Origin of the sequence: Vibrio sp. FF145 (genome assembly GCF_041439075.1) — a bacterium.
GTDB classification, from domain to species: Bacteria; Pseudomonadota; Gammaproteobacteria; order Enterobacterales; family Vibrionaceae; genus Vibrio; species Vibrio tasmaniensis_A.
This window is the reverse complement of record NZ_JBGONH010000013.1, coordinates 71,647-91,069: the sequence shown is the minus strand read 5'-3', so window position 1 is coordinate 91,069 and position 19,423 is coordinate 71,647. Positions and strand designations below refer to the sequence as shown.

Annotated in this window: 22 protein-coding genes; 12 read left to right on the top strand and 10 right to left on the bottom strand. The window is 43.9% G+C overall.

Features of this window, described 5'->3' with window-relative positions; genetic code table 11:
* Positions 1–84 precede the first annotated feature (84 nt).
* The 3 genes from hutZ to hutW all read right to left on the bottom strand — a co-directional run bounded on the left by hutZ (position 85) and on the right by hutW (position 2,754).
* Positions 85–624, bottom strand: a complete 540-nt coding sequence (gene hutZ, locus ACED42_RS07230; protein WP_371701995.1) for a heme utilization protein HutZ — start codon at positions 622–624, stop codon at positions 85–87.
* A gap of 140 nt (positions 625–764) precedes the next feature.
* Complete coding sequence (gene hutX, locus ACED42_RS07225) at positions 765–1,286, bottom strand: heme utilization cystosolic carrier protein HutX (protein WP_371701993.1); 522 nt, start codon at positions 1,284–1,286, stop codon at positions 765–767.
* Positions 1,287–1,344: 58 nt separating this feature from the next.
* Positions 1,345–2,754: a heme anaerobic degradation radical SAM methyltransferase ChuW/HutW gene (gene hutW / locus ACED42_RS07220; RefSeq protein WP_371701991.1), complete on the bottom strand. Its 1,410-nt coding sequence runs from the start codon at positions 2,752–2,754 to the stop codon at positions 1,345–1,347.
* Positions 2,755–2,914: 160 nt separating this feature from the next.
* On the opposite strand from hutW, the gene ACED42_RS07215 reads away from it, so the two are divergent.
* The 6 genes from ACED42_RS07215 to ACED42_RS07190 all read left to right on the top strand — a co-directional run bounded on the left by ACED42_RS07215 (position 2,915) and on the right by ACED42_RS07190 (position 7,781).
* Positions 2,915–3,676: an energy transducer TonB gene (locus ACED42_RS07215; RefSeq protein WP_371701989.1), complete on the top strand. Its 762-nt coding sequence runs from the start codon at positions 2,915–2,917 to the stop codon at positions 3,674–3,676.
* A gap of 2 nt (positions 3,677–3,678) precedes the next feature.
* Complete coding sequence (locus ACED42_RS07210) at positions 3,679–4,380, top strand: MotA/TolQ/ExbB proton channel family protein (RefSeq protein WP_371694598.1); 702 nt, start codon at positions 3,679–3,681, stop codon at positions 4,378–4,380.
* A complete protein-coding gene (locus ACED42_RS07205; protein WP_009845734.1) occupies positions 4,377–4,790 on the top strand; it encodes a biopolymer transporter ExbD in 414 nt (137 codons plus the stop codon). The genes ACED42_RS07210 and ACED42_RS07205 overlap by 4 nt, the downstream gene beginning before the upstream one ends.
* 175 nt (positions 4,791–4,965) lie before the next feature.
* The gene (locus ACED42_RS07200; protein ID WP_371701987.1) at positions 4,966–5,856 is read left to right on the top strand and encodes a hemin ABC transporter substrate-binding protein; all 891 of its coding nucleotides are present in this window, start codon (positions 4,966–4,968) and stop codon (positions 5,854–5,856) included.
* A gap of 105 nt (positions 5,857–5,961) precedes the next feature.
* Complete coding sequence (locus ACED42_RS07195) at positions 5,962–6,999, top strand: iron ABC transporter permease (protein WP_029222880.1); 1,038 nt, start codon at positions 5,962–5,964, stop codon at positions 6,997–6,999.
* A complete protein-coding gene (locus tag ACED42_RS07190; RefSeq protein WP_017102757.1) occupies positions 6,999–7,781 on the top strand; it encodes a heme ABC transporter ATP-binding protein in 783 nt (260 codons plus the stop codon). Before ACED42_RS07195 ends, ACED42_RS07190 begins: the two co-directional genes overlap by 1 nt.
* Positions 7,782–8,173: 392 nt before the next feature.
* Here the strand turns inward: ACED42_RS07190 and ACED42_RS07185 are convergent, their stop codons facing one another.
* A complete protein-coding gene (locus tag ACED42_RS07185; protein ID WP_009845738.1) occupies positions 8,174–8,635 on the bottom strand; it encodes a TetR/AcrR family transcriptional regulator in 462 nt (153 codons plus the stop codon).
* 530 nt (positions 8,636–9,165) lie between these two features.
* Here ACED42_RS07185 and ACED42_RS07180 point away from each other — a divergent pair.
* A complete protein-coding gene (locus tag ACED42_RS07180; protein ID WP_009845739.1) occupies positions 9,166–9,465 on the top strand; it encodes a YfcZ/YiiS family protein in 300 nt (99 codons plus the stop codon).
* 36 nt (positions 9,466–9,501) lie between these two features.
* On the opposite strand, the gene ACED42_RS07175 is transcribed toward ACED42_RS07180, so the two are convergent.
* Positions 9,502–9,804: a YnjH family protein gene (locus tag ACED42_RS07175; RefSeq protein ID WP_017102756.1), complete on the bottom strand. Its 303-nt coding sequence runs from the start codon at positions 9,802–9,804 to the stop codon at positions 9,502–9,504.
* A gap of 101 nt (positions 9,805–9,905) precedes the next feature.
* On the opposite strand from ACED42_RS07175, the gene ACED42_RS07170 reads away from it, so the two are divergent.
* Positions 9,906–10,505, top strand: a complete 600-nt coding sequence (locus tag ACED42_RS07170; RefSeq protein WP_017102755.1) for a hypothetical protein — start codon at positions 9,906–9,908, stop codon at positions 10,503–10,505.
* A 130-nt stretch (positions 10,506–10,635) separates the two neighbouring features.
* Here the strand turns inward: ACED42_RS07170 and ACED42_RS07165 are convergent, their stop codons facing one another.
* Entirely contained in the window at positions 10,636–11,742 is a 1,107-nt protein-coding gene (locus ACED42_RS07165; RefSeq protein WP_029222879.1) for a 1-acyl-sn-glycerol-3-phosphate acyltransferase, read from the bottom strand.
* A gap of 175 nt (positions 11,743–11,917) precedes the next feature.
* Here ACED42_RS07165 and ACED42_RS07160 point away from each other — a divergent pair, with 175 nt between their 5' ends.
* Positions 11,918–12,544: a hypothetical protein gene (locus ACED42_RS07160; protein WP_017097078.1), complete on the top strand. Its 627-nt coding sequence runs from the start codon at positions 11,918–11,920 to the stop codon at positions 12,542–12,544.
* Positions 12,545–12,666: 122 nt separating this feature from the next.
* Here the strand turns inward: ACED42_RS07160 and ACED42_RS07155 are convergent, their stop codons facing one another.
* A complete protein-coding gene (locus ACED42_RS07155; protein ID WP_371701983.1) occupies positions 12,667–13,158 on the bottom strand; it encodes a hypothetical protein in 492 nt (163 codons plus the stop codon).
* Positions 13,159–13,180: 22 nt separating this feature from the next.
* Positions 13,181–13,702: a nicotinate-nicotinamide nucleotide adenylyltransferase gene (locus ACED42_RS07150; RefSeq protein WP_371701982.1), complete on the bottom strand. Its 522-nt coding sequence runs from the start codon at positions 13,700–13,702 to the stop codon at positions 13,181–13,183.
* A gap of 109 nt (positions 13,703–13,811) precedes the next feature.
* Here ACED42_RS07150 and nadE point away from each other — a divergent pair, with 109 nt between their 5' ends.
* Entirely contained in the window at positions 13,812–14,642 is an 831-nt protein-coding gene (gene nadE / locus ACED42_RS07145) for an ammonia-dependent NAD(+) synthetase (protein WP_102249397.1), read from the top strand.
* Positions 14,643–14,794: 152 nt separating this feature from the next.
* On the opposite strand, the gene ACED42_RS07140 is transcribed toward nadE, so the two are convergent.
* The gene (locus ACED42_RS07140) at positions 14,795–16,651 is read right to left on the bottom strand and encodes an MOSC N-terminal beta barrel domain-containing protein (RefSeq protein ID WP_371701980.1); all 1,857 of its coding nucleotides are present in this window, start codon (positions 16,649–16,651) and stop codon (positions 14,795–14,797) included.
* A 218-nt stretch (positions 16,652–16,869) separates the two neighbouring features.
* Here ACED42_RS07140 and ACED42_RS07135 point away from each other — a divergent pair, with 218 nt between their 5' ends.
* Complete coding sequence (locus ACED42_RS07135; RefSeq protein WP_008215717.1) at positions 16,870–17,028, top strand: YqaE/Pmp3 family membrane protein; 159 nt, start codon at positions 16,870–16,872, stop codon at positions 17,026–17,028.
* A gap of 192 nt (positions 17,029–17,220) precedes the next feature.
* Positions 17,221–18,249 (top strand): dihydroorotase, encoded by a 1,029-nt coding sequence (pyrC, locus tag ACED42_RS07130; protein ID WP_371701978.1) that lies wholly within the window; start codon positions 17,221–17,223, stop codon positions 18,247–18,249.
* A gap of 115 nt (positions 18,250–18,364) precedes the next feature.
* On the opposite strand, the gene ACED42_RS07125 is transcribed toward pyrC, so the two are convergent.
* Entirely contained in the window at positions 18,365–19,270 is a 906-nt protein-coding gene (locus tag ACED42_RS07125; protein ID WP_269334652.1) for a DUF808 domain-containing protein, read from the bottom strand.
* Positions 19,271–19,423: the final 153 nt, after the last annotated feature.

Here is a 19,423-nt window from a genome sequence, read left to right as displayed (position 1 = left end):
TTTTAGTAAGACTCGCTACACTGTGCGATCTAAACACCTTAAATGATAGGTGTTGTCTCACAGGAGGGCTTCTTAGGTAACCAGTTAAACGAGACTATTCGTTAGATACTTTTTGTGGCCTTCTTGCAGGTGAACGAAATCCACCAGATCATCACCAGACACTTGGTATGCCTGACCAAAGCCTTTTACGAACAGGCCATTCTCAGCTTTAAGGTTGAACAGAGAGAAATCTTGAAGCTGGCTCAAACCATCAATGATCTCGCCGAAACGCTCTTGCATCTGGCCGATCACTTGAGTCCAAAGCTCCGTTTCACGCTCTACAACACTTGCCTGAGCATCAAAGGTTAGACGCTTACGTGCATAAAGCTGCTTCGAGCTCTCTTCATCTTCGATCATCATCAAAGAGACTTGAGGGTTTGCTTTCAAGTTACGAGCATGACGAGCAATATCAGAAATTAGAACAAAATAACCTTCTTGGTTCTGAACGAAAGGGGCGTAACTTACGTTCGGGCGACCTTCTTCATCAACCGTTGCAAGTTGAAGGGTACGGCGCTCTTGGCGAAATTCTTTAATTTCTGGACCTAGGCGACCTTGTAGACGTTCTTGTTTTACTTGCTGTTCCATAGGTAATTCCTTTCTTCACTTTCTCTGATTTATTATTTTGCTCGAGGTTGAGCGATCATTAGCGAACTAAACGATCCTCGAGCATTGATGTTCTGTTTAAACGAGTTAGCAACCTTATTTAAGCTTGCCGTTAAGTCTGGTTAAGCTTTTTCTTTTAGTGCGTTAAAGCGTTCAACTTGGTCGACAATCAGCTCTCGCTTTTCATTGCGACCTAGGTAAATCTTAAAAATGTTTTCGCCTGTTTCACTGAAGAAACCGAAGTAATGACTTTCACGCCCCATGAACGCCTTGCTCACCAAACCAATATGTTTGATGTTATCCAGTTTTAAGTGGCCATGCAGCTCGCCTTCTTTACCCATCAGATTGTAGTAACCACGCGCTACTTTGCCTTTAGGGAACGGCGCCTTTACTTCGAAGATTGAGCCAAATGAATGCATAATTGTGGTCACTGGGCCCCAACCAACCAAACCTTCTAGAATATCTTGAGCACGGCTGCCATCTAACATCACTGCCATGTCTCCAGGAAAAGCAGCGACAACTTCAACCTCTGAAACACCTAGCTTCTCAGCAATCGCAGTAGGAAGCAGTTTTGGTTCTTCTTCTAGAATGCGTGCGACACGTTGTTCTAAAGTTTCTGTCATTGCTAATGTTGTATCTGTCATTGAATAGATTTCCGTATAAACGAGTGATTGACGTTAGTTATAATTTAGAAGTTCGAGATTAAGCGTGCTTCAAACTTGCATGCGGGTGAGCACCCAAGCCAGAGGCAGTTGGTGCTGGGTGCGAGGTCTGATATTCAGTGTTAAGCACTTGAATCACACTCTGTGCAAGGCTTACCGCCCAGAAACTGCCAGCTATAGTCAGGCTCAGGTAATCTTCCGAAAGATCAACTAGGCCATTTTTTTCCCAATGTGAAAACAGAGGCTTCAGGTAGTCAAACGTGTCTTGCCCCATAAAACTCGGCAACTTACTTCTTCTTACAACACCAGAATCAAAACCGGCTTTCAATGAAGAGAAGGTTGGCTCTAGTGAGCTTTGCTTGGTCATCATGGCTATTGGCAATTGACCTTGCTTTATAGACTCCATGTAGCTGTCTAAAGTTCGATGTTGCATCACACCATGACCACCGATGTTGCCACCAGCGCCACAACCAATGGGTAGAACTTCGGCATAAGTTTTCGCTAAGCTGTTGTAAATGCTGCGTTCGCGGTTATCACGAGTCCAGTGATTCACGCTCAGTTGCTTAACCTTGTGCTTTGCCATGAACTCAACGCCCGCCAAGTACATACTCGCCTTATCTGGCGTATTAGCCGGTGGTGGGATTTTTCCTTTCTCAACAAGATTAAGCATAGGCGCGTTGCCTGAAACAATCAGTTGGTAGAGATCAATACCGTGTGCACCAGTCGACATGTAGTCTTCTAAATCTTGTTGAAACACTTCCATAGACTGGTGTGGCAACCCGTATAGCAAATCAAGAATGATAGGCGCTTGTTCAGTGCGACTCAGTGAACTGATACGTTCCAACACAACTTCTCGGTCATCCAAGCGCTTAGCACTGCGTCGAACTTGAGTATTGAAACTTTGAATACCAAATGAGAAACGATTGAAGCCACCTTCCAGCGAACGATCAAACATCTCGTCGCCAAATCGATTAATACGCCCTTCTAAGGTCATTTCCACATCGTTCGCTAATGGGAAGTGTTGACGAATAGCCTTACCTAACAACTCAACTTGTAGAGGAGATAAATCGGTGGGTGTTCCACCACCAATATAGACGGCGTGAAATAGTCCTGACTGAGCCCAAGAGGTTTTAGCTTTTTGCTTTAGCTCAACCATCAGTGCATCAAAATACTCATCCACTAATTTACGGCTTGCGGCATTTTGGAAGAAATTGCAGAACGTACAACGCACGCGACAAAAAGGAATATGGATATACAAACAACGTTTATCCTGTTTCTTTCCTTCACTCAGCATCAATTCATCAAAGATTTCCAATTTCTTGCTCGGGTCGACCGGGATTGAGCTTCCCCCAGCATGTGCAGATAGCTTTTTGGCAAATGCAAAACGAAGTGGGTCTGGGCTAGAAACGCCCAGAATTGATTCGTCAAACTTATATATATCAACGCTCATATAATCTCTCTAAACACTTATATAGCAAAGCCTGGAAGACTGTTTGCTAAAACTGAGAGAATCATAAATAGACGCAAATGATAATGCAATTGATAATTGATCTTATTTAGATTCTAAGCAATAATCCGATACATATTTTAGATTTGGTGAAGGATTGAATGTGAACGTTCCTAGATATGTTATTGCAGGCGGTGCATCGTTAGTGATTCATGCGGCGATGTTATTTGTCGCTCAAGAATCCAAAGTCTTCGCAATGCCTGCAGGTAGCCAATCGAACACGGTATCGATCAACTTCACTCCAAAGAGCGTTCCCTCACAAGCTCAGCAAAAAACCGTTACAGAGCCAGTTGAGCCTGAGCCAATCAAGGAAACGGTCCCACACCCAGAACCTAAACCTGTCGAACCGAAAGCAGTGGAGCCAAAGCAAGCCAAACCTGCACCAAAGAAAAAAGCGATCACCAATAAGCCTCAGCCCAAGAAAGTAGAGAAAAAGGTTGTGGAGAAGACAGTCGAGAAGAAGCCGATTCAAAAAAAACCGGTGACTCAACCAGAAAAGATGGCCGACAAAAAAGTCGATAAAAATATGGACGAGTCCGCCAACCAACCTCGACAAGTTAACCAAGGCGTATCTAACCAAGAGCCGGTGTTAATCACTAGGCCCTCTTTTACAGCTCGTCCAACACCACCAAGCTACCCACGCCAAGCAAGGCGCCGAGGCGTTGAAGGTGTCGCAACTTATGAGGTCTGGTTAGATGCTGAAGGAAAACAAATTAAACAGGCATTAGTCAACTCATCAGGCGCACTAATGCTCGACAACGCTGCCTTGAAAGCCATTAAGAAATGGAAGTTCTCACCTCATACTGTAAATGGTCGAGCAATTGCTCACCGTGTGCAAATACCTGTTCGTTTTAAGTTGGATTAACCATGCAACAAATCAGTTACTTACAAGATCAACTTGGCCTAATGACATGGCCTCTTCTAATCTGTTCAGCATTAACAGCAATGATCATCGCAGAGCGTATCTTCCAAGTCATGCTAAGCATTGGGGTTGGCAAACGCGCTATTCGTCGTGAGCTCAATCAGATTTCACCAACCAATAGCAAAGAAATCGAAGCATTAGCACAATCTATTTCTGGTAAACGACCTCTGCTGTACAAGGGCGTGTCGATGCTGCTTGCTCACCACTCTTTCTCAAAAGGTTTACGTGAAGATGCAGCAGGAATTTGGCTACAAGAGAAACGCCACCAGCTTCATGCAGGTTTAAGACTGCTTGGCTTGATCGGCGTCATCAGCCCGCTAATTGGCCTGCTTGGCACAGTACTTGGGCTTATTGAGATGTTTAAAGGCGTTGCCGCTACAACAGGCAGCATCACGCCTAATGATTTGGCAGACGGTCTTGGATTAGCAATGAGAACCACTGCTGCGGGTTTGATGATTGCGCTTCCTGCGATTTCAGGAGCTCAACTACTCGGGTTATGGGCCGATCGAGTGCTAGCTCAGTTAGAACACACTCTGAATTATGTGAATGTTTGGCTAGAAGGCATGTCAATTCAAACCAGTCAGTCTGGCGACACTCAAGGGACTCCTGTCAGCAAAGCCTCTATCGGTGATGTGAGCCAAGCATGATTAAAACGCCCCACTCATCTCAAACACAGAGCTTAGTTCCGGATTTAACACCCTTACTGGACATTATATTTATCGTGATGGTTTTCCTTCTACTGACAGCATCAGTGAAGTTGGAGTCATTAGAGGTGGAGCTTCCGAGTTCTGATATTAAAAACGTTTCTGAAGTTCATAAAGATTCGATTAGCGTCAATATCTTAGATCACGAACCTTACTGGGCGATCAACGGCCAAGAGTACATCGACTGGGAAAACTTCAAGATCGCACTGTTAGAAGAAACAGGCACATCGGATAAGAAACCGATCATCATTGGCGCCGATAAAGCAGCTAACGTTGAGAACTTAGTGAAGTTGTTGTCGTTCTTACAAGAAAACGGTATTCCAGCAACCCAATTACTCACGGAGGAAGGCTAGAACGACTCTTAAATTTTCATGAGACCTAGCACCTTTTATGAGATTGGACTCTTTATTGATAAGACCAAATAACCAAAGCCAGCTCTCTATCGATTCAAACTCAACATGCGGACAGGCTGATCACAAAGCATCTTCGCGATTACTCTCCATCAAAAGAAAGTACAAATAAATTATTATGAAAGACTTAAAAGTGCTCAATAAATTAAAGAACAACAAACATTTACTCGCAATCGCCGCTATGGGGTTGGTACTTGCTGCACCTATCGCCAATGCTGACGACGTAAAACAACTTAGAATCATCAGTGCTGGCAGCGCCGTTACCGAATTAGTTCTTGCTCTGGGTGCTGAAGAGCAGTTGATAGCAATTGATGTGACCAGTCACTTACCTCAATCAAAAAAGCTTCCAAAGATTGGTTATCACAGAAACCTTTCTGCCGAAGGGTTGATTGCCTTGTCGCCAACAACACTGATTGGCTCAGATGAGATGGGGCCAGACAACGCCATTTCTCAATTAAAATCTGTGGGTATCGATGTCGAGATCGTTAACACCGAAGCAAACGTTGAAGGGCTACTAAAGCGAATCGACCAAATAGCTAAGATAACGCATACCGAAGCTCACTCACAGCAAGTGAAAGCCGAAGTGAATCAAAAAATCGCGGCACTAAAAGCCAATCAAATACCAAGCAACGAAGCAAAGAAAGTTCTGTTCCTATTACTGCACGAAGGTCGTCCTGCAAATGTTGCTGGCAGTGAAACATCACCCAACGCGATCATTGAACTGGCTGGCGGTGTTAACCCTGCGGCTAAAAGCCTGACCTCTTACAAACCACTGTCGATGGAATCACTCGTTGAAATGCAGCCTGATGTCATCTTAGTGAGCGGCCGTAGCTACCAGAAAATAGGCGGTGCTGACGCCATTCTTAAATCGTTACCTATGCTAGCGGCAACGCCAGCAGGCATGAACAAGCAAATCATTACCGTAAAGGGCAGCGCTCTAGTTGGAGGGCTTGGTCTTGAAAGCCTTTCTGAAGCGAAGCGATTAAACGCACTTATCTATCCGCTATAACTCACTACCCTATTTTTACTGTTACTTGCTCAATCCTCATTACCGCGTCGCTTTCGCAAAGTCGATTACGAGGATTGAAGCTAGTGATAGACATTGAGGCTCTTTATGTTGTTACGATCCGTCCCACTAAAAACATCGATGTTAGGCTTCGGCGCTATCCTAGTCTTAACCGCGCTGTACTCGGTCACCGTTGGGCCTATGGACATAAGCTTAGCTGACAGCGCAGCCAGCCTATTCCGACCCAGCAATGACTTAGCTCCCCACATCAATTTGGTGATTCAAGAGATCCGTTTACCGAGAACCATCTTATGTATGCTAATAGGCGCGATTCTCGCATTATGTGGTGCCGTCATGCAGGGGCTATTTAGAAACCCGCTTGCTGAACCTGGGATCATCGGCGTCTCTGCCGGAGCTGCATTAGGCGCGGCGTTGGCTATTGTTCTTTTCTCTGAACTTTCACTGCAATACCCTGCTTTTATGAACTTTGCGGCCGTGCCAGTATTTGCCTTTTTAGGTGGCGCTTTAACCACCCTGCTAGTTTATAAGCTAGGTACGGGAAAATTCGGTACCTCGGTGACCATCATGTTATTAGCGGGTGTTGCGATCAGTGCATTGTCAGGCGCAGGTATTGGCTTCTTGAATTTCATTGCTGATGACCAAATGCTACGTGATCTTTCGTTGTGGTCGATGGGTTCATTGGCGGGTGCTAAGTGGTCCGGAATTTTACTTGCTGCTGTCACACTCGTTGGATTGTTTGTTGTTTTCTACCGCCAAGCAATGTCACTGAATGCTCTATTACTGGGCGAGTCAGAAGCGCAACACCTTGGCATTCCAGTACAGAAACTCAAGCGAAAGCTCATTCTACTGACTGCCGCAGGCGTTGGTATCACGGTTAGCTTGTCTGGCATGATTGGCTTCATCGGACTGGTTATTCCTCATTTAGGCCGCATGTTAGCGGGCCCAGATCATCGAGTCCTACTCCCATTGTCTGCGGTATTAGGCGCGTTATTACTAACAGCTGCAGACATGTTCTCTCGCGTGGCACTGGCACCAGCTGAGTTGCCAGTTGGTATTGTCACTGCGATCATCGGCGCTCCATTTTTCTTGTATCTACTATTTCAACAGAAAGGGAGAATCCTTTAATGTTTCCTACAGCGTTAAAAGCAACCGACATCGAAGTGAAGTTTGGCAGCAAAGTGATTTTAGACCGCGTTTCTATTGAGATTGAAGCAGGAAAGGTAACAACACTACTTGGACCAAACGGCGCAGGAAAAAGCACGCTGCTCAAAGCTTTATGTCAGGAGATATCGAGCACGGGTGATATTCAGTATTTTGGACACACCAAAGATAAGTGGCCTTCGCAGAAGTTGGCGAAACATTTAGCGATGCTTCCTCAACACAGTACCTTGACCTTCCCCTTTCTGGCACATGAAGTTGTTGAGCTTGGTGGTATCCCGTTGCAAGAGTCCAACAAGAAGCTCACTAGCATAGCTAGCCAGAAAATGGATGTTGCCGATGTGTCTCACCTAAGTAAAAGACTCTACCCTTCTCTATCTGGCGGTGAAAAACAGCGTGTTCACTTGGCTCGAGTACTAACCCAACTTCACTATTCTGGTGACCAATGTATCTTGATGCTTGATGAACCCACATCAGCACTGGATCTTGCCCATCAGCACAACACGTTAAAGATCGCGAGAGAGTTAGCCGACAACCACAACGCAGCGGTTATCGTAGTTTTACATGACTTAAACCTAGCCGCTCAATACTCAGATCGATTGATAGTTTTGAAAGAGGGAAACTTAGTTTGCGATGGCAGCCCTTGGGAAGCACTTAAGCCTTCGATGATTGAAGATGTGTACGGCTACACAAGTATTGTCGAAAAGCACCCAACCATGAACTTCCCCCAGGTTCATCCCGCACAATAAGTTCGACTAAGAACAGGTTCGTTTTGAGTATTCGCTTTCTCTAACAACCACACCATTCACCGCCTCGATTTCTTCGAGGCTTTTTATTGTCTCACAGTCCCTCTCTCGCCTTAAAATCAATTTTGTTAGTTACCATGGCAATACCCCTTAAAACGGCTCACCTTGAACGTTTGAGGCTCTAGAAATAAACACCATCAGTTAATGTTAGTAAGCTTTTAGTTACTCAGTAAAATGCAGGCGAAACCCTAATCATCTAAAAAGAAAAGAAATAACCTTACTCAGCACAAAGACAAGATAACGACAACGGTGTGAGAGCTAGAGAAAAAAGGAAGAAAAGTGAAACTACAGGTACAAAAAAAGCCCCCTCAGGAGCTTCTTTTATTGCGTGTTGATTATTGGCTCATATGAATCAATGATTTACCAATCAACCACTCTAATTCTTTACCACTAGCATCACCAAACTGGGTTTCAGTTAGCTTGTACAAGCGGTCGATACCGTTTGCCGCGAACTCATGTGCATTCTCAGCAGTAACGATATGATGGAAAAGTAAACGTAAGATCGCTAGGAACTCAGCATCTTCAAGTGCAGCAACCCAGCTAGCCGAAAATGCATCAAGGCCATTTTCAAAGTCAATGTGTTCCATGAACATCTTGAAAATACGACCGTCTAGAGCAGCAGTAAAATCCGTTTTCTTTGGAAAGTGATGACTTATACCTGTACGAGAAACGCCTGTTTGTTGACTCAACGTCGTGTATGACATTTTGTCGTAACCCAATCTCAATAGTTGGTCTACAACGGCATCCATGATCTTCTGGATCGTGATTTCTGTATCTTCTTTACTACGCTTTGGCATATTCAGGTTCTTCTCTTTGTAAATCCATCTAACTCAACCGAGTGAAGTCAGAATGAAAATCGTTATCAGCATTATGTGAGCAAGGTATTTTTTCGCAAGTATTTCCATTAAATACCCACAAATACTTTGTACGAACAATTTTACAGTGTTGCCTCTTTGGGCACTTTGTTTAATTATTCTTCGAAAATCACCTTACAATCCTAAGTCGATAAGTTTAAATAACTACTTAGAATATGAAATACCCAACGAAAAATTCATTGTATAAATAACTGTCAAGCGATAGATACTCTTATAAAATCAATCCTGGCGCAACTAAGTGAATGATATTCTGACAAATAAATAACGTACCTCTTCAGGAAAACGTGATATTAATCACATACATATTTATCGTCGCGAATATACATATTCATTAAATATCCTATCAAACAGCATAGCATACTAGTAAAAATTTAGTTCAAAGATTTTGATTTTTGTAGATACAGTTCAAATTGCTCGCTAGAATAACCGCAGACTTTGTAAGAGGATTATTTATGAGCCAAGATATTGGTAACAATGATGTATGTGAGGCTTGCGGCTGCGCAGGTGAAATCGGGTTTATCATTAAAGAAGGCGACGATGTTGCCGAAGTAACGGTTTACGGTAACTCTAAAGCACTCATTGAAACTGAGTTTGCTAAGTACGTTGAGCTTGCTAAACAAGTGTCTAGCAACGTTGAGTTTGAAGCATCAGAACTGACAGAAGAAAGTACAGAATTAAATGCTCGCTTTAAGTTTGAAGTCAGTGCTGAGAAGATTATATTCGAACTTAAGACTCGCTCTCTAGCACGTTAATATAAGCACCAACACTCATACCAATGAAAGACGAGTTTATTTCTCGTCTTTTTTTATAATCTCAATCCACCCTAGAGCACCATTGGTCTCAAAATCGTTTTCGGCAGCACATCGAATCAACACCCCTGAAACTTCAACGACCGCACCTAGGCTATAGGCCTTATCATCATAATAACAAACTCGTTGCTGTGAACCATTCTGAGTGACGACGACTGCAGCCTTAGCGGGCGTTGATATTATTTTATTAGCATTCGCTGATGCTGAACAAAATACAGAAGTTACAATCACAAAGCCTTTTAGAATTTGACGCTTTATTTCAATCACAGATTCGCCTTTCATTGTGTTCTATTCTTTTTTACCGACCAACAAATGAGTAAAACACTATGCGAGAATAATTTTTTCATTATAGTGTTAACGTCTATCGTAATAAGAAGCTTGTTATGCTCCGAATAATCGTACTTATTATTGGTTCTTTAACCATAACAAATGTGACTGCAGAACCACTCGATCAGTATCAAATATTGAACCATCTGGATAATTACGGAAACTTATATTTACGAAATAAGCCCTATACATCACTACCGACAGGATTGGTCGTCGATGGCAATTTAAATATAGAAAACACCGCAATCACTCGCCTTCCCAAAGGGTTGGAAGTTAACGGAAGCCTTAAAGGCGGTAACAGCCTACTAGCCCGAGTTCCATCGGGCGTAAAAATAAAAGGCTACGCCGACTTGATAGGAAGTAAGATTACCCGTTGGCCAAGAGGTGTGAGAGTGGGTGGATTCATCAACCTCACAGATACCCCCCTAATACGGCTTCCCAACGGCTTTAGAGTGAAAGGAGACCTAAGCGTGATCCGTACTCCTTTAACCGAGCTGCCAAACGGGATAGTGGTTGATGGCGATTTATATATTGGCGGATCTGCAATTACAGAATTTCCCGATACCATGACGGTCAAAGGCAATATCTACCTAGGTGGTAACACGATTACCACGTGGCCGACCCAACTAGATCTTGGTGGTGCTGTTGCTCGCTAACCTGCTGTTCGATTGATTGATTGATTGACGGTAATAGCAGTACTTAGAAAAAGACACCTATATCGCTATAAAAAAAGGAGCCTTAGGCTCCTTTTTCAATTCAATCAACGAACTTGTTTGCTAACGCTCGTTAACCAATATTCTTCACTGGATTCGCATAGCTATCGATCAAGTACTGACGAGCACCGTGTGGCAAACTCGATAGTTTATCTTCAAACTCTTGCTTCACCGCAGCTGTAATCGACTCGTCTTCTTTTTCTGCAGCCAGTAAGTTCACAGGAAATAGTTTGTAGTTATCATGAATCTGGCGGTCAATCTCTTGAGCAAGTGCTTCAGGCGTATCGAAATCTTGGTCAATAACCTGACCAAAACCAACATGAACACGCCCTTTATTACCGATGATGCCTTGAATGATACTTTCGATATCTTCAAACTCACCCTTTTCGTAACTGCCGTTTACGTCTTTTTCAAAAAGCTCTATTGCTTTCGCGGTGTCACATGGATCGTTTTCGTATGAAATAGCCACAGGAACGATCTTCAATGATTTCACGTACTCAGGAAATACGATTTTTTGCTTACGCCCTTCAACATGGAACATCTTCAGAATTGCTGGTTCTGTGAAGTCATTGCCGTCTTTTGCACGACCTTCTTTCTGAGCGATCCAAATAGAGTTACCTGTTTCTAGAGAGTGCTTAATGTACGAAGACAACTGCCCTAGCGCTTTCATCATTTCACGTGGCCCTTTTAGAGAACGCTTTACGATGAAGCTTTTGTTCAGACGCATCAATTCAGTCGCACATGGCTTCTTTAGTAGGTTATCACCAATGGCAATACGGCAAGTTTGATGATTTTTCAGATGCAAAGCGTAATTAACTAACGCTGGATCCATAGCAATGTCACGATGGTTTGATACAAACAGGTACGCTTGGTTCGCATCCAGTGACTCTAAACCCGTGTATGTCACCCCTTTAGTGGTTTTAGCAAGCGTATCGCGTAAATACTTTTTCACTTCAATCTGAATGGATTCAACGCTAGTCAGCTTGCTCCATTTCATTTTTAAGTACACACGCAAAATCGGGCTCATTAATGCTTTGAACCAAGACGCATGGTTTGAAAAACGGTAGTGCAAGATTGCACTGATAAATTCTTCATCATTAATAAGACGGTTTAGTGCCGCAGGAATTTCATCATCGCCGTAAGGACGAATATCAACATATGGATCGGTTGGAGAGGTCATTTTTTCATTCATATAATAAAAAGCTGGCTCATTCTACGCGTTGTTTTGACTTATCGCAGCTACAGAGCCCATACTTTTGACAAGGTCAGACCAGAAACATCGAAAATGCCCTGTTATTATTGGCATTCTTTAAGATTAACGGTAATCTTGACGCCCCAAGACTAAGGTACTATCTATGAACTTCGCTATTGAATATACATCGGCTTACTTTTCACACCTGGTGATTACACCACGCAAAAAAGTACTTAAGCATAGCCTTGTATCGGTTCAAAGTGGTTTGGTTTTGATTAAGCTGGGCAAACAAGAGTATGCCGTCGAGCCAGGTCAGAGCGTCTGGGTTCCATATGACTGCCTAACATCACTGACCTACTTTCCAAACACACAGGTCAATCGTGTCGACTTTTCTGTGCGCTTGACGGATTCATTCCCAAGACAAGCGGGATACGTCACGCAAACGAACCTCTCTTCTGCGTTGCTAGAAAAGCTAGAAGTTACTAAGTCTCGTAGTCTAAAAACGAATAATACTGAGCAAGCGTTTAAAGATATGCTTTCTGTATTGAAGCAAGAAGTGTTGTCGTTTAAACCACTGCTTTGTGAAAGTGCTCTGTCTCAGCGATTCAATCAATGGAATGTTGATGACTCGAACTTACCGCAAGAGCACACATTGGTGATGGTAATGCGCGAGGCGAAGAAACGCATGCAATCAGGTCAGAAACGTACTCTTGTGATTGATGACCTGTTCTCAGGTAAAGAAGAAGAGTTCGAGCAACTGTGCATGCTCGTGTTTGGTGAAGATTTATAGCTTGGCGGTAAGTGAGAGCTGGTATTAAAACTAGCAAGCCAAATACTAAAAAGCCGCAAAAACTCAGTTTTCGCGGCTTTTTTAATTCTTAGCACTTAGACAAAAAAGAATGAACTACCTGTCTAGAATGGCAGCTCAACCTGCATCATTAAGTCTGCATCACTAGAGTCATGCCAACGGTAATCAAAACGCATACGCGGCTGCCCTTCAACTTTATCACCAAAACCGATGCTCAGTTGAAGACCATGGTTCATCAACCACTCTTCTGTCGACATATTATACTGTTCATCTTCTAGCTCTTCTGGAAACCACATACCGAGACCAACATAGTTAGACTCAAGGCTCTGAGTTAACAAAGGCGCATCTTTGCTTTGAATAACCCAATCAGACCAATAGTCTGGCTTTGATTCAGGTTCACCTTCACTTAACCCACTGAGCTCGATCATACGTTGACCGAAAGATTCAAGGCTAGTAGAGAAATCCAAGCAGCTATTTTCGTCATCAGAAGTCAGCATTACCGAATCTAGGCTAAAAAAATCACACTCAGCATATGCAGGTAAACTGCATGCTGCAATGATCATCGTCGCTGGTATCGCGCGCTTTAGCATAGTCATCAGACCTCCTAAGTGAGTGAATCTACATTATTGTATACAGTCCATTATCTTGCAATATCTTTGTAACTGACTTTGTACTCAGTTTTGCAACATCGCTTCCACTTATCAGCGCATTGCGGATATCAGTACTACGAATTTTCACTTTTTCAGGGCAAGCCATTACAGACCACTGCTCAGTAATCTCATCTGATTTATAAAAAGATGAGAACTTAAAGAAGTTGTCAGGACCTATAACGAACGTGAGTTCCGCATCACGATATAACTTCTGAAGTGCGCTGAGCACCGCATAAGTCGTTACGCTTTCACCTGGAGTAAATAGGCTCTTTTCGACCAAAGAAAGCTCCACTTGATCCAATGAAAGATCGCTAATAAATGCGTTAACTAACTGACATCTCGTATCAAAGTCTAGCATCTCTTTTCCCCAAGCATGGGCAATACTTGGAACGAGCAGGATTTTGTCAAAGTGAGCCAATGAATCAATCACACTTTTATGCCCTAAACTCGGTGGATTAAACGCACTACCGAAAATGGCTATTTTTTCCATTACTTATTACTGCCTTCTCTTTCTAAGCTTGTGCAAAGAGGTTTTTAAATCGGATGATTTAGGTATGATAACACTAGATTTTTAATTTGCTTGTAGGAAAGGAATACGAATGGAACAGTTAATTCGTGACGAAATGCGCGTACTACCTTCAATTGACCCTCACTTCGAAGTGACTCGTCGTGTGGAGTTTATCAAAACGAAACTTCAACAGTCAGGATGCAAATCACTGATCCTTGGTATCAGTGGTGGTGTCGACTCAACAACCTGTGGCCGCTTGGCACAGATGGCCGTTGATAGCCTAAATGAAAGCGCTGGTAGCGACGAGTACCAATTCATCGCGGTTCGTCTACCTTACGGTGAACAAAAAGATGAAGACGAAGCACAGCTTGCTCTCTCTTTCATTCAGCCTTCTCAATCTGTTTCTGTCAACATTAAAGCGGGTGTTGACGGGCTTCACGCAGCCTCTCACGTTGCTCTTGAAGGCACAGGTCTACTACCAACAGATTCAGCAAAAATCGACTTTGTGAAAGGCAACGTGAAAGCTCGTGCTCGCATGATCGCACAATACGAAATTGCTGGTTACGTTGGCGGTCTGGTGATTGGTACTGACCACTCAGCGGAAAACATCACTGGTTTCTACACTAAGCACGGTGACGGCGCATGTGATTTAGCACCACTATTTGGTTTGAACAAACGCCAAGTTCGTGAGCTTGCAGCAACGTTGGGCGCTCCAGAGCAACTTGTTAAGAAAGTACCCACTGCTGATCTAGAAGAGCTTGATCCACAGAAAGCCGATGAAGCAGCATTGAACCTTTCTTACGATCAAATTGACGATTTCCTTGAAGGTAAAACAGTACCTCAAGACGTATCCGATCGCTTAGTTGGCATCTACAAAGCAACACAGCACAAGCGTCAACCAATCCCAACGATCTACGATTAATTTCAGTTAATCAATAACATCGTAAGGCAAACTACGTTTTTAAAAATAGCGACGCTGTAAGAATCAAAAAGGCCGGAGGTTCATTTAACGAACTTCCGGCCTTTTCTATTTAGTGTTCTTTAATGCGTTTTTCGTAATGATCTAACGAGTCGTTAATCTACAACTTCGATATCGGTTTGAGGCACGCTACAACACGCCAAGATCTGCCCCATATTACGTTCATGATCTTGCAATGCAGGGACATCCGGTTGATGAACTTGTCCGGACTCAAGCGTCACTTTACAAGCACCGCAGAAACCCGCACGACAACTTGAAGCAATAGACACCCCCGCCGACTCCGCTTGCTCTAGCAAGGTTGATTGATTATTACCTTCGAACAGGTAGCCGTTCACACTTAACTGTAGCTGCTTCACCGTCTCTTCTGTTGACTGAGCGACACCAAACGCTTCTTGATGGTAATGCTGAGGGTTGAGCCCCATTTGAATCAGCAGTTTCTTAGCATTATCCATAAAGCCGTCAGGGCCACACACGAACGCTTGGCGCTTGTGTAGATCTTCAATTTCAGCGACATGAGACACGCTCAAACGTCCAGACAAACCATCCCACTCTTTCGTTGGTTGGCTCAATGAATAAATCACACTTAAGCCTTCGTGCTCTTTGGCGATCTGGTCAATCTCAGCTTGATAAGGGATGTCTTCTTCGCTGCTGCATTGGTGATAGAAAACCACATCATCAATCTGTCCATGGTCGGCTAAATAGCGAAGCATCGACAACATTGGCGTAATACCGCTTCCTGCAGACAAAAGCAGTAACGGGTGTTTTGGGTTTGGTTCTAAATAGAATGCACCATCTGGGTTTTGAGCAACAAGCGTATCACCGACTTGGAAGTGATCATTGAGCCAGTTTGAGATTTGACCATCGTCCACTCGCTTCACGGAAATCGCCAAACGACCTGCGCGTGAAGGACTAGAAGATAGCGTGTAACGACGAGACACTTTTTCGCCATTTATCACCATCTCAATCGGTAAATGTTGCCCCGGCTGATAGTTTGGTAATGAATGGTTCTCTTTCGCTGGCTCTAACCAGAACGTCGTGAAGTCGCGAGCGATCTCTTCACGCTCGACGCAAGTTAAGTGCAGTGACTCAACCCAAGTGTCTTCATAGTGCTCTTTCTCTTTGGTTTCAAGTACCTCAACCACGTCACCCGCTTTCACCAGACCTTCATTTTTCGCCACTAGATTCTGACCAAAGAAAACGCCACCGCGTTCATTAGCTCTGAACGTAGAAAAGGTATTAAGAGGCTCTTTTGTCGCTCTGAATTCGCCGCTCTCAACATCGACTGTCGTCAGGATACAGCGCTCACAAGGCTTCACCGCTTCGAATTCAACCTCACCAATTCGGATACGCTTCCAACCGTCTTCGGCAAAGGCTTCTGTATTTGAAACAACAAAGTTAGTGCGGAACTGATCCATTGAATGAACTTCAGGGCTGCGGCGATTGAGCTCATCTAGAGAGGCTTGGCTGATCACCAACATTGGATAGCCGTCAGCGAAACTGACATTCTGACCAAGCTTTTCTCGAACACGATTTGATTGCTCACCACAGAACAGCAGTTCTACGCGAACACCAAGCACATCGCTGAACCAATCATCCGCCTCGTCGTTAGTGGTATACGCAGTAAAGCTGTCTTTCCATACCGTTGCAGGCGCTTCTTGCATCTTAAAGTTTGCGTATTTCAGGCGCAGCGGCTCTTTACCTTCATAAGTAAAAATCAAACCGTCTGGCTGCAAGCTAGAAGACACTTTGACCATTTTAGGGTACTTACGCGCCGTCACCATTGATCCGTCAGCCAACGCCAACATAAAACGTCTGTCGAAGGTAAGGCCCTGTTTTTCGACCCAAGCAGAAGAGAGTGCAATCCCACCTACTGATTTAACCGGAAACACGTTGATTTGAGATAAGGAAGGAGCTTGCTCTGAAGCCTTTCGATCTATAGGTGACTGCGACATAACGATTCCAATGTTTTGTTGTTTGTCCCAATGCTAACAAATGGTTATAAATAGATAAACTGGCAGGCATTAAACACTTGATACTAAGCTAATATCTTGAGATGTTTAAATCACTGCCTTGTATACATTAAGACAGCAATGCATTAACACTCTCCATACGTTCTATAATGTGAACACGGTTACCGCATTGAACTTTCATTGAATAAAAAGGATTTATCATGAACAAACTCGTCATTATCATTTTATGTGTACTGCTTCCGCCTGTTGGTGTGTTCTTCGCTCGTGGCGCAGGTAAAGATTTGCTGATTAACATCGTCCTGACCTTCTTCTTTTGGGTACCAGGAATGATCCACGGACTCTGGGTGGCGACTCGCTAACCCGTATCCAAAAATAAATACCGAATTAAAACGCCATAAAAACAAGCTCCTAGCCCTGAAGAGTTAAAAATAGGATGAAATGAAAGTGCTTTTCCACTATCATCCTGTCGCCTAAACGTAAGCGATTGCTTTCACAGATTTCGCCGAGTTTAGGCTCCAACTACATAACACTTCAAATGGTGGGAGCCTTCAATGACACAACTTACGATTACTCGTCCTGACGACTGGCACGTTCATCTACGCGATGGCGAAGTATTAAAAGATACAGTGCGCGATATCAGCCGCTACAATGGTCGAGCGTTAATCATGCCAAACACCATCCCACCGGTAACCGATACCGAAATGGCTCTTGCTTACCGTGAACGCATCATGGCAGAGCAGCCAAGTGAACAGTTCCAGCCTCTAATGGCACTTTACCTAACAGACAACACAACACCTGATGAAATTCGCAAAGCGAAAGAATGTGGCGCTGTTGTAGCGGCGAAGCTATACCCTGCTGGCGCGACGACAAACTCGGATTCAGGTGTAACTTCAGCTCAAAAGATCTACCACGTACTAGAAGCGATGCAAGAAGTGGGTATGTTGCTGCTTGTACACGGTGAAGTAACGGCTCACGATGTTGATATCTTTGACCGTGAAAAAGAGTTCCTAGACACGGTTCTAGCACCGATTGTTAACGACTTCCCTAACCTGAAGATCGTTCTAGAGCACATCACGACTGCAGATGCAGCGACTTTCGTTAAGAACGCTAGCGAGAACGTAGCGGCAACCATCACAGCTCACCACTTGCTTTACAACCGTAACCACATGCTGGTTGGCGGCATTAAGCCACATTTCTACTGCCTACCTATCCTTAAGCGCAACACACACCAGTTAGCACTTATCGAAGCGGCAACAAGCGGTAGCAAGAAGTTCTTCTTGGGTACCGATTCTGCGCCACACGCGAAAGGCGCTAAAGAGTCAGCATGTGGTTGTGCAGGTTCTTACACAGCACACGCTGCGGTTGAACTGTACGCTGAAGTATTCGATTTAGAAGGCAAGATTGAGAACCTAGAAGCGTTCGCGAGCCACAATGGTCCGGATTTCTACGGCATGCCACGTAATACAGACACCATCACTCTTGTTAAAGAAGAGTGGAACGTTGCTGAAACCATGCCTTTCGGTTCAGACATTGTTGTGCCAATCCGTGGCGGCGAGACGATTGCTTGGGCTGTAAAATAAGCGCTTGGGCTGTTAAATAAACGCCCTCCATTTAACGAAAAGGGTCACCATAATAATTATGGTGACCCTTTTTTGTTTCGATGAAAGACTGTCTTATTATAAAAATAATGAACGATTACTTACCGCGCATTTTTCCAATCGCAGTCCAAACAGCAACGACAATCAAGCCAGCTAAAACCCCAATCACACCGTTTAATAGCGTCGGTACCACCGCTGTCGCAATCGTATGTCCACTAAAATCCATAATAATCGGTTCAATTAAATGATGAATCGCAGGAACGTTGTGCACCACAATACCGCCACCAACCAAGAACATCGCAGCTGTACCGACCACAGCAAGCATCTTCATCAGCTTTGGTGCAAACGCGACTAGCCCATTACCCAATTGAGTTTTAATGCCACTGCCATTCGATGTTCGCTGCAGATAGAAACCTAAATCGTCCAACTTAACGATCCCTGCCACTAAACCATAAACACCAATCGTCATCACAACCGCAATCAAACTCACGACAAGAATCTGAGTAACGATGCTTGTACCCGTCACGGTACCCAGAGCTATCACGATGATTTCCGCGGATAATATGAAATCGGTACGAATCGCGCCTGCGACCTTCCTCTTCTCATATTCCTCTATGGATTCACCAGTACTTGTGTCCTCTCCCTTTTCAGCCTCTTGATGAGCATGAGGAAACAACTTCTCTAAGATTTTCTCTGCCCCTTCAAAACAAAGAAACAGACCACCAATCAAAAGCAAAGGCATGATCAGCCAAGGAATAAAGGCACTGATCAATAATGCGGCTGGCACCAAAATCAGCTTGTTTTTAAATGAGCCTTTTGCAACCGCCCAAACCACTGGGATTTCTCGTTCAGCAGAAACACCGGATACCTGCTGAGCGTTCAGCGCTAAGTCATCCCCCAACACACCGGCGGTTTTTTTCGCAGCGACCTTAGACATCAGTGCGACATCATCCAACACGGTTGCAATGTCATCCAGTAGCGTTAATAAACTTGCTCCAGCCATTTTATGGTCTCTTTTAAGGGATTAAACAATTGATAAAATGTAACACCATCAATCCACTCATCAAAGTTATGAGTCTGTAAAAAATAGAGTCACAAGTTGTGTTTTCTATTGCCGTCTCAGCTAGACAGGACTAGTCTGTCTTCATCTTTCGCG

Coding starts and splice junctions, on each gene's coding strand:
- ACED42_RS07175 (WP_017102756.1), bottom strand. CDS start 9,804: ATGAAAGGCGAATCTGTGATTGAAATAAAGCGTCAAATTCTAAAAGGC.
- ACED42_RS07190 (WP_017102757.1), top strand. CDS start 6,999: ATGTTTCCTACAGCGTTAAAAGCAACCGACATCGAAGTGAAGTTTGGC.
- hutZ (WP_371701995.1), bottom strand. CDS start 624: ATGGAACAGCAAGTAAAACAAGAACGTCTACAAGGTCGCCTAGGTCCA.
- ACED42_RS07170 (WP_017102755.1), top strand. CDS start 9,906: ATGCTCCGAATAATCGTACTTATTATTGGTTCTTTAACCATAACAAAT.
- ACED42_RS07205 (WP_009845734.1), top strand. CDS start 4,377: ATGATTAAAACGCCCCACTCATCTCAAACACAGAGCTTAGTTCCGGAT.
- ACED42_RS07165 (WP_029222879.1), bottom strand. CDS start 11,742: ATGACCTCTCCAACCGATCCATATGTTGATATTCGTCCTTACGGCGAT.
- hutX (WP_371701993.1), bottom strand. CDS start 1,286: ATGACAGATACAACATTAGCAATGACAGAAACTTTAGAACAACGTGTC.
- ACED42_RS07135 (WP_008215717.1), top strand. CDS start 16,870: ATGAACAAACTCGTCATTATCATTTTATGTGTACTGCTTCCGCCTGTT.
- ACED42_RS07195 (WP_029222880.1), top strand. CDS start 5,962: ATGTTGTTACGATCCGTCCCACTAAAAACATCGATGTTAGGCTTCGGC.
- hutW (WP_371701991.1), bottom strand. CDS start 2,754: ATGAGCGTTGATATATATAAGTTTGACGAATCAATTCTGGGCGTTTCT.
- nadE (WP_102249397.1), top strand. CDS start 13,812: ATGGAACAGTTAATTCGTGACGAAATGCGCGTACTACCTTCAATTGAC.
- ACED42_RS07185 (WP_009845738.1), bottom strand. CDS start 8,635: ATGCCAAAGCGTAGTAAAGAAGATACAGAAATCACGATCCAGAAGATC.
- ACED42_RS07125 (WP_269334652.1), bottom strand. CDS start 19,270: ATGGCTGGAGCAAGTTTATTAACGCTACTGGATGACATTGCAACCGTG.
- ACED42_RS07140 (WP_371701980.1), bottom strand. CDS start 16,651: ATGTCGCAGTCACCTATAGATCGAAAGGCTTCAGAGCAAGCTCCTTCC.
- pyrC (WP_371701978.1), top strand. CDS start 17,221: ATGACACAACTTACGATTACTCGTCCTGACGACTGGCACGTTCATCTA.
- ACED42_RS07180 (WP_009845739.1), top strand. CDS start 9,166: ATGAGCCAAGATATTGGTAACAATGATGTATGTGAGGCTTGCGGCTGC.
- ACED42_RS07160 (WP_017097078.1), top strand. CDS start 11,918: ATGAACTTCGCTATTGAATATACATCGGCTTACTTTTCACACCTGGTG.
- ACED42_RS07210 (WP_371694598.1), top strand. CDS start 3,679: ATGCAACAAATCAGTTACTTACAAGATCAACTTGGCCTAATGACATGG.
- ACED42_RS07150 (WP_371701982.1), bottom strand. CDS start 13,702: ATGGAAAAAATAGCCATTTTCGGTAGTGCGTTTAATCCACCGAGTTTA.
- ACED42_RS07155 (WP_371701983.1), bottom strand. CDS start 13,158: ATGACTATGCTAAAGCGCGCGATACCAGCGACGATGATCATTGCAGCA.
- ACED42_RS07200 (WP_371701987.1), top strand. CDS start 4,966: ATGAAAGACTTAAAAGTGCTCAATAAATTAAAGAACAACAAACATTTA.